The organism is Nocardia sp. NPDC056000 (assembly GCF_042269265.1).
In the GTDB taxonomy this organism is placed as follows: domain Bacteria; phylum Actinomycetota; class Actinomycetes; order Mycobacteriales; family Mycobacteriaceae; genus Nocardia.
The window spans coordinates 147,117-160,943 of the sequence record NZ_JBHJXS010000006.1; the positions used below are offsets into that span (position 1 = coordinate 147,117).

Annotated in this window: 17 protein-coding genes and 1 tRNA gene; 7 read left to right on the forward strand and 11 right to left on the reverse strand. The window is 65.8% G+C overall.

What is annotated here, in order from left to right; translation table 11 throughout:
* Window positions 1-111: 111 nt before the first annotated feature.
* Window positions 112-735, reverse strand: a complete 624-nt coding sequence (locus ACFC4D_RS19175; protein WP_364643277.1) for an ANTAR domain-containing response regulator — start codon at window positions 733-735, stop codon at window positions 112-114.
* A 232-nt stretch (window positions 736-967) separates the two neighbouring features.
* Between ACFC4D_RS19175 and ACFC4D_RS19180 the strand changes: the two genes are divergently transcribed.
* Window positions 968-1,054 (forward strand) — tRNA-Leu (locus ACFC4D_RS19180).
* A gap of 238 nt (window positions 1,055-1,292) precedes the next feature.
* Here the strand turns inward: ACFC4D_RS19180 and ACFC4D_RS19185 are convergent.
* Both ACFC4D_RS19185 and ACFC4D_RS19190 read right to left on the reverse strand, forming a co-directional pair.
* Window positions 1,293-1,595: a hypothetical protein gene (locus tag ACFC4D_RS19185; protein ID WP_376065043.1), complete on the reverse strand. Its 303-nt coding sequence runs from the start codon at window positions 1,593-1,595 to the stop codon at window positions 1,293-1,295.
* Window positions 1,596-1,694: 99 nt separating this feature from the next.
* Complete coding sequence (locus tag ACFC4D_RS19190) at window positions 1,695-2,060, reverse strand: hemophore-related protein (RefSeq protein WP_375967975.1); 366 nt, start codon at window positions 2,058-2,060, stop codon at window positions 1,695-1,697.
* A 182-nt stretch (window positions 2,061-2,242) separates the two neighbouring features.
* Between ACFC4D_RS19190 and ACFC4D_RS19195 the strand changes: the two genes are divergently transcribed.
* Window positions 2,243-2,365 carry a hypothetical protein gene (locus tag ACFC4D_RS19195; RefSeq protein WP_376065045.1) on the forward strand — a complete coding sequence of 41 codons (123 nt, stop codon included), beginning with the start codon at window positions 2,243-2,245 and terminating at the stop codon, window positions 2,363-2,365.
* Here ACFC4D_RS19195 and ACFC4D_RS19200 read toward each other — a convergent pair whose 3' ends face one another.
* From ACFC4D_RS19200 to ACFC4D_RS19210, 3 genes are all read right to left on the reverse strand, one after another.
* A complete protein-coding gene (locus ACFC4D_RS19200; RefSeq protein WP_376065047.1) occupies window positions 2,366-2,689 on the reverse strand; it encodes a hypothetical protein in 324 nt (107 codons plus the stop codon).
* A gap of 139 nt (window positions 2,690-2,828) precedes the next feature.
* Complete coding sequence (locus ACFC4D_RS19205) at window positions 2,829-3,944, reverse strand: hypothetical protein (protein ID WP_376065049.1); 1,116 nt, start codon at window positions 3,942-3,944, stop codon at window positions 2,829-2,831.
* A 193-nt stretch (window positions 3,945-4,137) separates the two neighbouring features.
* On the reverse strand, window positions 4,138-4,692 hold the full coding sequence (locus tag ACFC4D_RS19210) for a TetR/AcrR family transcriptional regulator (RefSeq protein WP_376065050.1): 555 nt from the start codon (window positions 4,690-4,692) through the stop codon (window positions 4,138-4,140).
* 123 nt (window positions 4,693-4,815) lie between these two features.
* Between ACFC4D_RS19210 and ACFC4D_RS19215 the strand changes: the two genes are divergently transcribed.
* Window positions 4,816-5,916, forward strand: coding sequence for an FAD-dependent monooxygenase (locus tag ACFC4D_RS19215; protein ID WP_376065053.1), 1,101 nt, complete (start codon window positions 4,816-4,818; stop codon window positions 5,914-5,916).
* A gap of 159 nt (window positions 5,917-6,075) precedes the next feature.
* On the opposite strand, the gene ACFC4D_RS19220 is transcribed toward ACFC4D_RS19215, so the two are convergent.
* Entirely contained in the window at window positions 6,076-6,627 is a 552-nt protein-coding gene (locus ACFC4D_RS19220; protein WP_376065055.1) for a hypothetical protein, read from the reverse strand.
* A gap of 174 nt (window positions 6,628-6,801) precedes the next feature.
* Here ACFC4D_RS19220 and bla point away from each other — a divergent pair, with 174 nt between their 5' ends.
* The 4 genes from bla to ACFC4D_RS19240 all read left to right on the forward strand — a co-directional run bounded on the left by bla (window position 6,802) and on the right by ACFC4D_RS19240 (window position 9,752).
* Entirely contained in the window at window positions 6,802-7,722 is a 921-nt protein-coding gene (bla, locus tag ACFC4D_RS19225; protein ID WP_376065057.1) for a class A beta-lactamase, read from the forward strand.
* A gap of 162 nt (window positions 7,723-7,884) precedes the next feature.
* Entirely contained in the window at window positions 7,885-8,445 is a 561-nt protein-coding gene (locus tag ACFC4D_RS19230; RefSeq protein ID WP_376065059.1) for a monooxygenase family protein, read from the forward strand.
* A gap of 51 nt (window positions 8,446-8,496) precedes the next feature.
* A complete protein-coding gene (locus tag ACFC4D_RS19235) occupies window positions 8,497-9,180 on the forward strand; it encodes a low molecular weight phosphatase family protein (protein WP_375967982.1) in 684 nt (227 codons plus the stop codon).
* Window positions 9,181-9,350: 170 nt separating this feature from the next.
* Window positions 9,351-9,752 carry a hypothetical protein gene (locus ACFC4D_RS19240; protein ID WP_364643294.1) on the forward strand — a complete coding sequence of 134 codons (402 nt, stop codon included), beginning with the start codon at window positions 9,351-9,353 and terminating at the stop codon, window positions 9,750-9,752.
* 113 nt (window positions 9,753-9,865) lie between these two features.
* Here ACFC4D_RS19240 and ACFC4D_RS19245 read toward each other — a convergent pair whose 3' ends face one another.
* The 4 genes from ACFC4D_RS19245 to ACFC4D_RS19260 form a co-directional block, all read right to left on the reverse strand.
* Window positions 9,866-10,777, reverse strand: a complete 912-nt coding sequence (locus ACFC4D_RS19245; protein WP_376065062.1) for an acyl-CoA thioesterase — start codon at window positions 10,775-10,777, stop codon at window positions 9,866-9,868.
* On the reverse strand, window positions 10,778-12,199 hold the full coding sequence (pyk, locus tag ACFC4D_RS19250) for a pyruvate kinase (protein ID WP_375967984.1): 1,422 nt from the start codon (window positions 12,197-12,199) through the stop codon (window positions 10,778-10,780). It lies immediately after the preceding gene.
* 90 nt (window positions 12,200-12,289) lie between these two features.
* Window positions 12,290-12,958 (reverse strand): amino acid ABC transporter permease, encoded by a 669-nt coding sequence (locus ACFC4D_RS19255; protein WP_364643300.1) that lies wholly within the window; start codon window positions 12,956-12,958, stop codon window positions 12,290-12,292.
* Window positions 12,959-12,991: 33 nt separating this feature from the next.
* The gene (locus ACFC4D_RS19260; RefSeq protein WP_376065064.1) at window positions 12,992-13,750 is read right to left on the reverse strand and encodes an amino acid ABC transporter substrate-binding protein; all 759 of its coding nucleotides are present in this window, start codon (window positions 13,748-13,750) and stop codon (window positions 12,992-12,994) included.
* Window positions 13,751-13,827 lie beyond the last annotated feature (77 nt).

Consider the following 13,827-nt stretch of genomic DNA (forward strand, 5'->3'; position numbering starts at 1 on the left):
GGATCATTCATGTGACATCGCAACAAACGAAAGAGCCCCTCGTGTTACCGGTGGGTTAATTGCGCTGGCGCATTTCCGGCAACAGAGGGGCAATGTTCGGGCAATCGCGGCCTACTTCGGCGCGAGATTCTCCAGTACGACCTCCGCGACCGCCTTCATCGTGGTGCGACGGTCCATTGCGGTGCGCTGAATCCACTTGAATGCCTGCGGTTCCGAGAGGCCCTGGGTCTGCATGAGCACACCTTTGGCACGCTCGACGAGCTTGCGGGTCTCCAAACGATCCGACAGATTCGCGACTTCGCTTTCCAGCGCGGCGATCTCGTGGAAGCGGCTGGCGGCCAATTCGATGGCGGGCACCAGATCGGACTTCGTGAACGGCTTCACCAGATAGGCCATCGCGCCCGCGTCGCGTGCCCGCTCGACCAGATCGCGCTGGCTGAACGCGGTCAGAATGACCACCGGCGCAAGACGTTTCGACGCGATCTCGGCTGCGGCGTCTATTCCGTCGCGGCGCGGCATCTTCACATCCATGATCACCAGATCAGGACGCAACTCCTCGGCGAGCTCCACGGCCTGCTGACCGTCGCCCGCCTCACCCACCACGTGATAACCCTCTTCCGAGAGCATCTCCACCAGGTCCATCCGGATGAGCGCCTCGTCCTCGGCAACCACCACCCGCTTGGGGGCCGATGCCGCAGCATCCTTCTTCGAACCGCCCCCTGCTGTCGTTCCCATAGATGAACCCCTGTCGCTCCGATATACCAACACCCGACGTACATCGGTCCGAAGCCACCCTCGACGGATCGGCACGTACCCGAGTACCCAAAGAGTACCGTCCGTCCCCCGCCACAACCCACGTACCCAGCGCAAACCGACCAGTATCACAACCGTGTCATTCTCACCCCCACCCTCCCGAGCCCCGGTTAGGTCATCCGCCCCACCACCCGCTATAGTTCCAACGCGGTGCGCCGAGTTGGCGGAATAGGCAGACGCGACGGTCTCAAAAACCGTTGTCCGAAAGGACGTGTGGGTTCGATTCCCACACTCGGCACCAAAATAGAGGGCCGTTCCGAACACACCCGGAACGGCCCTCTACTCATTCGCCCCGGGAGACATGCGCCGATGACGGTCCCCAGGATTTGCGCGACGATGTCGAAACGCTTTGGGCCTTCAGCCAAATGCGTCATGAGCCGAAACCGCCGTGCGAAAAGCCTTCTCCCGCTTGGTAGCCGCGGGATTCGACCGGCGGCTACTTCCCGAGTGAGAGAGCGGGGCGTGCCGATCGGCGGGCATCAGCCCCGGTTGCCGATGCAGTCTCCATGGGCGCTGCCGGTGGCGTTTCCCAAGATGCACAACGCGAGCCAGCCCAGGCTCAGGGTGGTCTTGGCGACGTCGGCGCTGCCGAATTGGATCTTGCCGAGGTTCGAGCTGTCGGTGGGGATATGGATGCCGGTTTTGTCCGAGCTGTTGGTGGGGATGGCGATGTCGACATCGGTGGCCACGGGGGCTGCGGCAGCGGATCCGGCGGCGATGACCGAGGCGGTCAGGGTCAGGGCGGCTATTGCGGCGCGGAGGGTGGTGCGCTTCGGGGTCATGGCGGGTGAGCGTATCTGAACGACCTATATTTCGGATGTATTCGGAGCGGAGGCGGGGCAGGGTTGGTTGGCAACCCTGCCCCGCCGCTCTGTGCGGGATCAGTACTGGCTGCAGGTGTCGACGACCTGGGAGAGCTTGTTGCCGAATTCGGCGTTGGTGTCGGCGCTCACGCCCATTTGCTGCTGCTGGGCGATGAGGTTCTGGAATGCGGTGCGACGCTGGTCGACCGGCTGGTCGTAGGCGTTCTTGATGGCGGATTTCTGGGCGGGGGCGGCGTCGAGCTGGGCCGCGGTTTCCGGGGAGACCTTGTGCAGGGCGGAGTCGATCTGGGCGAAGGAGCAGCTCGAGGTCAGGAGCGGCTCGATATCGCTCATCGGGTCGGCGGCGGCGGGACCCGCCAGCGCGATCGCGGCGAAACCGGTGGTCGCGATCGCGACCGCAAACCGCGCACTGAACAACCTCATGTAGGACCGGCCTTTCGAAGTAGCTGGATCGACATGGACAAACCGACCCCTCGGGATGGGGTCGGCCACAAGGGGTATCGGAGCCGATCCGGCGATGGCTTGGTCGACTCGGGAAGTTTCGCAAACCGGTCCCATATGGGCGATTTCGGCAGACTCCGGCGACATTGTCGGAGGGCGCGGGCATGGTTGGACGCCGCGGACTCATCGCGGACGTGTTCGAGGCGACACGGGCGGCGGGTCTGGATGAGCTCGCCGACGCTGTAGGCCAGGACAACTTGCGCCCCGCCGCAACGGAATCCGGCTGACTACGGGGCAGGCGATGGACTATCGGTGCCCGCGTTCGCGCGCGAAGACACTGCGGCGGATGGCTTTTCGCCGAGCAGCAGGCGCGTGATCACGCGATAGACCAGAACCGCGGGAATGACGGTGAGCAGCGCTATGCGCAGGACTACCTCCAGAGCGGCAATTGCCAAGTAGGGCAGACTCATACCGTCGGGGGAACCGAAGCCGTGAGTTGCCGAGAGGGCGGCCAGGACTGGGTGCAGAACCAGGTACAGCGCGAGCGTGAGAATGGGCAGGCGAAGAAGTCGCCACGCCGGACGCAGGCGCAGCGGGATACGGAAATTCATCAGAGTGGCTCCCCAGCCAGAGGTACGAAGTTTCATCGGGCCAACTCCCCGGCCGGAGGTACGACGTTTCATCGGGCCAACTCCCCAGCTGGAAACGCGGAGCCTCATCGGGCTAGCTCCGGGCCGGGAACGCGGAGGCTCATTGGGCGAGCTCCGGGCCGGAGGTGAGGAAGGCGAGGAGGAGGGCGTTGCCGGTGGCGCCGGCGGTGGTGAAGCGGAGGCGGGAGCCGGTGTGGAGGGGGAGGCCGAGGAGGTCGGTGGTGCGGAAGATTCGGGTGAAGACGTCGTGGTTGGCGAAGGCGTGGGCGGGGGCGAGGGCGAAGCTGGTGGCGGAGACCGAGATTCCGAGGATTACCGGGCCGCTGTCGATATCGCCTGGTCCGGTGTAGCCGCTGCCGTATTCGTGAATCGCGCTGAAGCCGAGGAGGGTTCGTTCCTGGCGGAACATTCCGTCGGCCAGTTCCTTCGCCAGGGAGCGGTCGGCGAAGCCCGCGAAATAGGCGGCCAGGCCGGTGCCGGAGGAGCGTGGGGCGTCGTGGGATTTGGCGTCCACACCCATGCGTTGCACGACCAAGCCTGTGCCACGGTCGATTTGGACGGCGCGGACCTGCTGCGCCCAATGAGCCAGGACCGCCGAGTGGTCGACGCCGGTCGCGCGGCCGTGCACCGCGATGGCGGCGGCGACCGCCGCGATATCGGTGGGGTACGCCTCGCCGGGGAGCGTGTCCAGCAGGGCGGTCGGCGAGGCCAGCAGGCGACGCTCATAGGAGGCGACCAGCGCGTCCTGCTGCGCCGCGAGGTCGGCGGGGAATGCCGGATCGACCAGCCGCGCCATGCCGAGCGCCAGGGCCGGATAGGACAGGTACGCATGACCATTCGGGCCGTCGAGGACGGACATGCCGTCCTGCCCGTGCCAGGCGGCGGTGAAGGTGGAGCGCATTTCGGGCAGTAGCGTTTTCGCGGCGGCGCGAGTCGCGATGGGGGCGTAGCGATCTCGCCATTCGGGATGCGCGAGGCAGATCTGCGCCAAGCCCTGCGCGGTCATCTGATGGGTGAGCAGCCCCCACATATCGGTGAGCTCGCCGCCTTTACCGCTGGCGCGGAGTTGATCGTCCTCGGCTTCGAACGCCACTATTTCCTCGGCGAGTCCGCGCACCCGCGCCGCGTCTCCCCGGAACCAGGCATCGGCTTCCCGCCCGCACCACCAGTTCGGCACCGCCACCGCGACCAATGCCGCGACCACGAGCCCGAGCACCAGCGCGATCGGCCGCCGCAACCTGCCCGGTCGCGCGGTCGGCCGATCGGGTTCGAATCCATCCGCCGGTGCCGGTTCGAATCTATCCGGCCGCCCTGTGGCCCGCTCGCCCCGGCTCGACGCCGCTTGCGGCCGAACCGGGCGCTCTGTATCCCCACCCAAATCCATACCACACGGTACACAGCGGGAGCGCTCAGGCGAGCAAGGCTCGAACAATGCGATCCACACCCGGGCGCGCATCGAAATCTGTTGCTGGATAGGTCAATTGATGCAGGGCGGCACCGTCGATGTATTTGACGAGGAGTGGGGTCACCTCGGGTGGCGCGTCCGGGACCACCGCTCGGAGCATGGTGGCGATCCAGTCGGTCAGACGGTTGTGGCCGCGCAGCAGGACCGACTGAAGGCCGGGCGCGGTCTGAGATTCGAGAAACAGGGCGTACCGGGCGAGGGTGCGGGTGCGGTCGGTGGTGACGGCATGGGTCAGCAGGGCGGCGAAGCCGTCGATCAGTTGGCGCAGCGTACTGGGGGCGGCGATGCGGGTGACGGCTTGCCAGTCGGCGTAGTCGCGTTCCTCGAGGCGTTCGGCGATGCCGGTGAGCAGGGCGTCGCGGGTGCGGAAGTAGTTGGATGCGGAGCCCGGTGGCATATCCGCGAGCTCGTCGACCGCGCGGTGAGTGAGGGCGCGCAGGCCGCGCGTACCCAGGAGTTCGATCGCGCCGTCGAGGATCAGCTCGCGTTTGGTGGGCATGCACGGATACTACATCGGTAGTGACTGACACTACATCGGTAGTTTTTTCACTACAGGAGTAGTAGCGTTCACGGCGTGCAGCGAACGGCTCGGAAGAGCCGATTCGGATCGAAGGGAAACGACATGCCCAAGGCGCTCATCATCGGCGGCGGAATCGGCGGACTGGCCACGGCCATCGCGTTCGATCGACAGGGCTGGGAGGTCGAGGTGCTGGAGAAGGCCGCCGCGATCAAGGAGGTCGGCGCGGGATTATCCCTGTGGCCCAATGCCATTCGCGCACTCGACGCACTCGGGCTGGGCGAGCGGGTGCGAGCCCGCGCCATCGAGGAGGGCTCGGCCGGAATCCGGAACAGCAGGGGCGCGTGGCTATCCCGCGCCGATACCGAAACGATGCGGGCCCGCTACGGCAACCCGATCATGATCCACCGCGCCGACCTGCTGGACATGCTGCACACGGCACTGCCGCATAACACGCTGCGCACCGGCAGCACGGTGACCGAGGTGCGCCCCGACGGCACCGTCACCCATTCGCACGGCACCTCCACCGGCGATGTGATCATCGGAGCCGACGGCATCCACAGCATCGCGCGGCGCGCGGTCTGCGGCGTGGTCGAACCCCGCTACAGCGGTTACACCGCATGGCGAGTGGTGGTCTCCCCCACCGCACCCGTCGGCGATCTGGGCGAAACCTGGGGCCGCGGTGAGCGATTCGGCTATGCCGGACTGGCCGACGGCCGCGTCTACTGCTTCGCCACCGCGAACACGCCCGCGGGCGCCCCGAGCGACGGCCTCGCCGAACTGCGCCGCCGCTTCGGCACCTGGCACGACCCGATCCCGAGCCTGCTCGCCGCCGCCGACGACGCAGCCGTGCTGCACAACGACATCTACGAACTGCCCGCGCTGACAACCTATGTGGCGGGCCGCATCGCCCTGATCGGCGACGCCGCCCATGCCATGACCCCGAATCTGGGCCAGGGCGCCTGCCAGGCCCTGGAGGACGCGGTCGTGCTCGCCCGCGTCGCCGCGGCGGACGAAGACCTCACCCGCTACGACGCCGAACGCCGACCCCGGACTCAGATGATCGCCGCACGCTCCGGCAGGATCGGCGCGGTCGGCCAACTCGCCTCGGCCCCGGCGGTATTCATCCGAAACGCCGTCCTGCGCCTGATCCCCTCATCGGCACAGTCCAAGGCCCTCGCGCCGGTGCTCGACTGGGAATGCTGACACAGCCGACGGCGCGCACACGATGACCGATATGCCGCACCGAGACCCGTCCGGCCCGCGCCCCGCAGGGCTACAGCGAACGCTGAACTCGTATACGACATCGGCGGAGTGCGCGAAGATCTCGCGGGCTCGACCCGATCGGAATCGCCGCCGAACGCCTCAGGCGCTGCCCTCGGCGAAATCCTCGACCGCCGGCGGCATATCGTCGATGCCGCGGGTTTGCAGATCCGCCGAGGTGAAGGTGAGGCTCGCGCGGCTGCCCGCGAGAATGCCGAGCAGCGCTTCGAGCATGTCCAGGTGGGCTTCTCGCGAAGAGTGCATGAGTTTGTCGATGCGGGCCGAGGTTGCCAGCACCTGGCGGCCCTGATCGCCGGCCGCTTCGAGCGAGCGCAGCAGCAGGCCCGCCTCCTGCTGTCCGGAGGTGGGGGTGCGCTGGGCGAGCAGCGAGTTCACGGTACGTTTGAAGTGCATGAACAGGACTGTGCCGCGCGGGATTTCGACCATCTGACCCATTTCCAGGGTGAGGCTGTAGAGGTCTTCCAGGCCGCTCAGTAATCGTTCGCGGTACTTGCGCAGGGCCGCGTTGTAGGCGGTGTTCTCCTGGATGTAGCCACCGATCGGATCGGACCAGTTCGCCTGTGCCAGTACATAGATTTCGGCCAGATCGCGTAGGTGGTAGGTGCGCGGGGCGGCGACGGTTTCGGAGCTCACCACCGGACAGTATCCGGGCCGGTGCTGGTCCCGCACGGCATTAGAACGACTCACAGTTCGGATGGGAACCGGCGTGGCGCGACCGCTGTGCGGGATGCGGCATTTGCCCGATGGCAGCTGACCGCCCGGGTTTATTAGGGTCGGTAATGGAATAGCGGCGACGAAGGGATGTGTATGCGGTTCGGGTGGCGTGGCACGGTTTTGGGGGCGGCGGCCCTCATCGCGATCGCGGGATGCGGCGGTGGTGACGATTCCGGCCCCGCGGCGAGGGAAACCACAGGCAGCGCCGCCGAAACCGTCGATGTCACCGGCGCGATGCGCGATCTGGAAACCAGATACGGCGCACGCCTGGGCGTCTTCGCGGTGGATACCGACAGCGGGCACGAGGTCTCGTATCGCAAGGACGAGAAGTTCGCGCTGGCATCCACTTTCAAGGGGATCGCGTGCGGGGCGCTACTGAAGCAGCATCCGCTGCACACCGGCTACTGGGACACCGTGGCGCATTTCGGCCAGGAGGAGGTGGTGGCCGCCTCGCCGATCAGCTCGCAGCGAGTCGAGAGCGGTATGACGATCTCGGAACTCTGTCATGCCGCCATTACGGCCAGCGACAACACCGCCGCCAACCAACTGCTGAAGCAACTCGGCGGACCGGAGGCGGTCACCGCGTTCATGCGGAGCATCGGCGATCAGGTGAGCCGCCTGGACCGCTGGGAAACCGATCTCAACACCAATATTCCGGGCGATGAGCGCGACACCACCACCCCGGCCGCATTGGCCGCCGATTACCGCACCCTGGTGCTCGGCGATGTGCTCGGACAGCCCGAACGCGATCAGCTCAAAGCCTGGCTGGTCGCCAATACCACCGGCGCACAACGGATTCGAGCGGGTCTGCCGCCGGGCTGGACGGTCGGCGACAAGACCGGTACCCCGGCCTACGGCGGCAACAACGATGTGGCGATCGCCTGGACCGAACTCGGCGGCCCGATCGTGATCTCGATGCTGGCCACCAAGACCGAGCCCGACACCACCACCGATAACGCATTGCTCGCGGACGCGACGCGACTGGTGGTGAATACGCTCAACGTGCACGAATAGCGGTAACGGACTGGACGGCTGGATGGCATCCGCGGGCATGAGAGAGCATGCTGGACCCAAGGGGACGCGAAGTGAAGAGGGTCCGAACCGTCGTGGCGGGTATTTCGTACATCCGCACAGACCGACCTGACGACGGCCTCGGTTCGAAGTGGAGGTCTCCTCATGCGGGTGCACAGGGTTACGGCGGATCTGTCCGAATATCCGGACCTGGTGGTCATCCTGCTCGGTATGCGGGTGCACCGGCCGCGCGGCATCCTGCGGCTGCTGGGTGTGGGCCCCAAGCTCTACAGATCCCATCACGACCGCCCGGACGGCCTGCTCTCGCACGAGGACGTGATCTGGTCGCTGTTCCCGCCGCACTGGGGCGCGCGGCAGTACTGGCGCGATCTGGAGAGTCTGGAGCGCTGGACCCGATCCGAACCGCACAAGATCTGGTGGCGCGATTTCCTGAAGGATTCCGGCGGCACCGGCTTCTGGCATGAGGCGTATTTCGCGCGCGGCGGGATCGATTCGGTGTACGACGATATGTCCCCGGTTTCCGGCCTCACCCGATTCGCACCGATGGTGCCCGCGCGCGGCCGCATGTTCTCCACGCGCCAGCGCGTGCAGGGTGCGGAACCATTGGTCGAATCGGTGGTCGACGAGACCGAGTACTACGCCGGGAGCGAACTCCAGGCGACTGACATTCGGCCGCGAGATGAACTTCCCGGACGAAACGTGTGATTCGGTCTTCCAGGCGTTTTCGCGACCGCGCCATGGGCATACGTTGAGCGCATGCATGTGCTCTTCGTGTGCAGCGGCAACGTTTGCAGGTCCGTCATCGCCGAGCGCCTCACGCTGGCGGTGGCCGCCGAACACGGGCTACAGGAGCTATCCGCCGAAAGTGCGGGCGTGCGGGCGCTGGTCGGCTTCCCGGCGGAACCGCTTGCGGCGCAAACGATCATCGGACTCGGCGGCGACCCGAGCGGATTCAAGGCGCGCCGGCTGAAACCGGAGATGGTGCTGCGCGCCGATCTGGTGCTCACCATGACCGACAAGATCCGGGATCAGGTGCGCGAACTGGTGCCCGAGGCGCTGCCCCGCACCTTCACGCTGCTGGAGGCGTACCGCATCGCCAAGGTGAGCGGTGCGCGCTCGGTGGTCGGACTGCATGCCGCCCGCGACGATCTGGCCTATGTGGGGCGCGAGAACATCTCGGACCCGGTGGGTTTGAAGGCCCAGCAGTTCTGCGAGGTCGGCGATCGGATCGCCGAGGCGCTGGTGCCGCTGCTGCTCGCATTGCACGCGCATCAGCATCCGCAGGCCACCATCCACCCTCGTGGCACCGCCGGTGATGCCGGTGCGCAGCGCCCCGCGCTGCTGGTCCTGCCGGGCGGGCGCGCCGATACCGGTCCGCTGCCCGAATTGTCCCGGCGGTCAGCCGAACCCGTGCGGCATTCGGTGGGAACCGCCGGGTAGGACCGGAATTCGGGCATTCGAGACCCGCTCCTACTTCCCTTGTGGCGTAACCAGGATTACGCTGGCCCCTGCGTGTCAATACACCTGTCTGCCCGCTAAGTCCGGTAAGGGATTACACTTCCGCGCGGAACACCACCGCCGGTGGTTCGACACAGGAACAGGACTCAGACATGCCGAAGCGCATTTCGGATGTTTCGCTCCATGTTTTCGTCACACCGCAAACCCTCCACCGCGTCACCGAAACGGTGTGCCGCGTCGTGGATGACTACGTGGACGATCGCGACATCTTCGCGTGGCGCTTCACCCTTCCGGTGGAGTGCGACGATCCCACCCATACGGTCCTCGAAACCCAGTGGCGCCTGGATCATCCCGACGCCGATCCGGGTGAGCGCCGCACCTACGAGATAGCGCTGAGCCTGGTCGGCGAGGCGCGCCAGCTCACCAAGGCGGGCATCGCCCGGCTGGAACAGCGGCTGGTGCTCGAGCTATCCGCGGACGAACCCATCCCCTACATCGTGCACGCGCTGCAGCGGGAGAACTTCGACCTCGAAGAGAACCGCGAACTCATCTGAGCCGCTACCCCTCGGCATCCATTGCGAGCGGGTGGATTCCGGCCCAGACCGTGCCGGAATGACGAACGGGCCGCACCCGCGCGACGGGTACGGCTCAGATCTGCTGTCTCGGGTCAGGTGCGGGCCGGGAAGTGCCGGATGACGCCTTCCTGCACCGTGGTGGCCAGGAGTTCGCCTGCGCGCGAGTAGAAGTGACCGCGCGCCAGTCCGCGCGAGCCCGCGGCGACGGGTGATTCGGTGGCGTACAGCGCCCAGTCGTCGAACCGGAACGGCCGGTGGAACCAGATGGAATGGTTCACCGTGGCCGCGAGAATCCGGTCATGCCCCCAGGACAGCCCATGCGTGGTGATGATCGAATCCAGCACCGTGGTGTCGGACGAATACGCCAGCGCCGCAACGTGAATCAGCGGATCATCGGGCAGCGCGCCATCGGTGCGCATCCACACCCGATTGTGGTTGAGCTTCTCCCCCGTGCCCTTGAGGATCCAGGCCGGATCGTTCGTGTACCGCATATCGATGGGATGCGGTGCCTTGACGAACATTTCGAGCTTGTCTTCCATGCCGATGAAGGATTCCTCCACGCGCGGAAGGTTTTCCGGATCGGCGACCTCGGGCAGCGGCGAACCGTGCTCGAGGCCCTTACCCCAGTCCTGGAAGGCGGCCAGCATGACGAACAGTTCCTGATCGTCCTGATAGGCCGTCACCGTGCGATTGGCGAACGCGCGCCCGTCGCGATGCCGGTCGACGCGATATTCGATCGGCTTCTTGACGTCGCCGCCGCGCACGAAATGCGCGTTCACCGCGTGCACCGGCCGGCCGGGGCCGACCGTGCGCCCGGCGGCGATGATCGCCTGCGAAACCAGCTGCCCGCCGAAGGTGCGACTCCACACCTTCTCCGGGTGCTGTCCGATGAAGATGTCCGGTCCGTGCTCCTCGAGATCGAGCAGCTCGAGGAGCACCCGTAGATCATCGGCCGGGGCCGATTTCTCAGCCCCAGTCAAGGTTTCGTCAAGCGACGCACTCACCTAGTGGTCCTCCTCGCCGATGCGGTGCACGTGGATCAGATTGGTCGACCCCACGGTACCCGGCGGGGAGCCCGCCACGATCACCACGAGATCGCCCTTGCGATACCGGCCGATGGACAGCAGCGCGGTGTCGACCTGATGAATCATCTCGTCAGTGCTATCGACGGTGGGGACGATGAATGTTTCAGTGCCCCATGTCAAGGCCAGCTGACTGCGAATCGCCGGATTCGGGGTGAATGCCAGCAGCGGCAGCGGGGTGTGCAGGCGGGCCAGGCGGCGCACCGTATCACCGGACTGCGTAAAGGCAACCAGCGCTTTGGCATTGAGCCGCTCGCCGATATCGCGCGCCGCGTAGGAGATGACACCGCGCTTGGTACGCGGCACGTGGGTCAGCGGCGGCACCCGGGTGGAGGATTCGGACTCCACCGCGTGCACGATGCGGGCCATGGTGCGCACGGTCTCGATCGGGTAGTCGCCGACCGAGGTCTCGCCCGAAAGCATCACCGCGTCAGCGCCATCGAGCACCGCGTTCGCCACATCGGACGCCTCGGCGCGGGTGGGCCGCGAATTGGTGATCATCGATTCCAGCATCTGGGTGGCCACGATGACCGGCTTGGCGTTCTCACGCGCCATCTGGATGGCACGCTTCTGCACCAGCGGCACCTGCTCGAGCGGAAGCTCGACGCCGAGGTCGCCGCGCGCCACCATGATGGCGTCGAAGGCCAGCACGATGGCCTCCAAATTGTCGATGGCTTCGGGCTTTTCGAGCTTGCCGATGATCGGCACCCGGCGGCCCACGCGATCCATGATCTCGTGCACCAGCTCCACATCGGACGGGGAGCGCACGAAGGACAGCGCGATGAAGTCCACGCCGAGCTTCAGCGCGAACTCGAGATCCTCGATGTCCTTCTCGGACAAGGCCGGAACGGAAATATCCATACCCGGCAGCGAGACGCCCTTGTTGTTGGAAACGGGGCCGCCCTCGGTGACCCGGCAGATCACGTCATTGCCGTCGACGCGCTCGACGGTCAGTCCCAGCTTGCCGTCGTCGACGAGCAGCCGATCCCCGGCCTTGGCGTCCTTCGCGAGCTGCTTGTAGGTGGTCGAAACTCGGTCGTGAGTGCCTTCGATGTCGTCTACCGTGATGCGGATTTCTTCACCCGTCGCCCAGACGGTCTTACCCTCGATGAACCGGCCAAGTCGGATCTTCGGTCCCTGGAGATCGGCGAGAATTCCCACCGCGCGGCCGAGCAGATCGCTGGCCTGACGCACCTTTTTATAGTTGTCGGCATGGTCGGAGTGTTCGCCATGGCTGAAATTCAGCCGCGCCACGTCCATTCCACTCTCAACGAGTTCACGAATACGGTCCTCGGACGACACAGCCGGTCCGAGTGTGCACACAATCTTCGTTCGTCGCATCACGGCATCAACCCTAGACCTGCCGTTGGTGTCCCGCTGAACGGGCACACGCTCCTGCGAAAGATATACACATGCCGTTCAGCTAACCGCCGGTCAGCGCGCGACGTGCCGTCCGAGGCGGGTCTCCAACCGGGTTTGCCCGAAGCCCAGGACCAGGCATATTACCCAGTAGTAGAGTGCCGCTACGCCATACAGCGCGAAGAAGTCGAACGTCGGCGCGGCCGCCAGCTGAGCCGTCCGCAACAACTCGGTGACGAGGATGGTGGACGCCAGCGAGGTGTCCTTCACCAACGAGATCAGGGTGTTGGACAGCGACGGCACCGCGATCCGCGCGGCCTGCGGCAGGATGATCAAACGCAGTGCCTGCGCATAGCTCATACCGACCGCATAGGACGCTTCCCACTGCCCCTCGGCGACCGAAAGAATAGCGCCGCGAATGACTTCGGCCGCATATCCGCCGACATTGAGACTGAACGCGATCACCGCCGCCGGGAACGGATCGATCACTATGTGGAACTGCGGCAGCGCGTAGAACACGATGAACAGCTGCACCAGCAGCGGCGTACCGCGAATGATCGAGATGTAGAACCGGGCCGCCGCCGATACCGGCCACAGCTTCGACATCCGGGCCAGCGCCACGAACAGCGCCAGCACCAATCCGATGGCGAAGCTGATGGCGGTGAGCGGCAGCGTCATCTCGACGGTGGCCTTCAACATCGGCCACAGATTCGCCCGGATCAGTTCCCAGGTGGCGTCGTCCATTCGGTCGCCAGTCGTCCAATCGTCCTGTGCCGCTTACTTGCTGACGTCGGTGCCGAAGTACTTGTCGGAGATCTTGGCCAGGGTGCCGTCCGCGCGCAGCTGATCCAGGGCGGTGTTGACCTGATCGATCAGCGCCTGCGAATCCTTGCGCCCGGCGAACGCCTGCTTACTGGTCTCACCGGTCTTGCCCGCGACGTGCACGCTGGAATCGTTGGTCTTCTTGCTGTATTCGCCCACGGCCAGGGTGTCGTTGACGGTCGCGTCGACGCGGCCGTTCTTGAGCAGCTGGATGGCCTGCACGAAGCCCTCGACGCCCTCGACCTTGCAGCCCGCGCCCGCCGCGACCTTGTTCCAGTTGCTGGTGACCGACTGCGCGCAGGTCTTACCGCTCAGATCGGTGAGCGCGTGGATGCCGGTGTTATCGGCCTTGGTGACGATGACGCCCTCGGAGGTGGTGTACGGCTGCGAGAGCGAATACTTCTGCGCGCGTTCGGGATTCACGGTCACCTGATTGGCGACCAGATCGAAGCGCTTGGACTCGAGGCCCGCGAAGATGGCATCCCAGGGGGTCTGCACGAATTCGACCTTGCGGCCGAGCTTTTCGCCGACGGCCCTGGCGACCTCGACGTCGTAGCCGGTGATGCTGCCGTTGTCCTGATAGCTGAACGGAGCGTAGGTGCCCTCGGTGCCGATCTTGAGCACATTGGGGTCGTCATTGCCGCTGCTGCATGCGGTGAGCGCCGCGGTAGCGGCGACTACGGCGAATACGGCGGCCAACAACTTACGGCGCACGGGGACTACCTCTCCTCGAGCGTGGTCGACCCACGCGACGGACAACCGACAAAGGGTACGCCGTAAACCAACCGGGT

Coding starts and splice junctions, on each gene's coding strand:
- ACFC4D_RS19240 (WP_364643294.1), top strand. CDS start 9,351: ATGCCGAAGCGCATTTCGGATGTTTCGCTCCATGTTTTCGTCACACCG.
- ACFC4D_RS19200 (WP_376065047.1), bottom strand. CDS start 2,689: ATGAATTTCCGTATCCCGCTGCGCCTGCGTCCGGCGTGGCGACTTCTT.
- ACFC4D_RS19210 (WP_376065050.1), bottom strand. CDS start 4,692: ATGCCCACCAAACGCGAGCTGATCCTCGACGGCGCGATCGAACTCCTG.
- ACFC4D_RS19185 (WP_376065043.1), bottom strand. CDS start 1,595: ATGACCCCGAAGCGCACCACCCTCCGCGCCGCAATAGCCGCCCTGACC.
- ACFC4D_RS19195 (WP_376065045.1), top strand. CDS start 2,243: ATGGTTGGACGCCGCGGACTCATCGCGGACGTGTTCGAGGCGACACGG.
- ACFC4D_RS19175 (WP_364643277.1), bottom strand. CDS start 735: ATGGGAACGACAGCAGGGGGCGGTTCGAAGAAGGATGCTGCGGCATCG.
- ACFC4D_RS19230 (WP_376065059.1), top strand. CDS start 7,885: ATGCGGGTGCACAGGGTTACGGCGGATCTGTCCGAATATCCGGACCTG.
- ACFC4D_RS19190 (WP_375967975.1), bottom strand. CDS start 2,060: ATGAGGTTGTTCAGTGCGCGGTTTGCGGTCGCGATCGCGACCACCGGT.
- ACFC4D_RS19235 (WP_375967982.1), top strand. CDS start 8,497: ATGCATGTGCTCTTCGTGTGCAGCGGCAACGTTTGCAGGTCCGTCATC.
- bla (WP_376065057.1), top strand. CDS start 6,802: ATGCGGTTCGGGTGGCGTGGCACGGTTTTGGGGGCGGCGGCCCTCATC.
- ACFC4D_RS19255 (WP_364643300.1), bottom strand. CDS start 12,958: ATGGACGACGCCACCTGGGAACTGATCCGGGCGAATCTGTGGCCGATG.
- ACFC4D_RS19215 (WP_376065053.1), top strand. CDS start 4,816: ATGCCCAAGGCGCTCATCATCGGCGGCGGAATCGGCGGACTGGCCACG.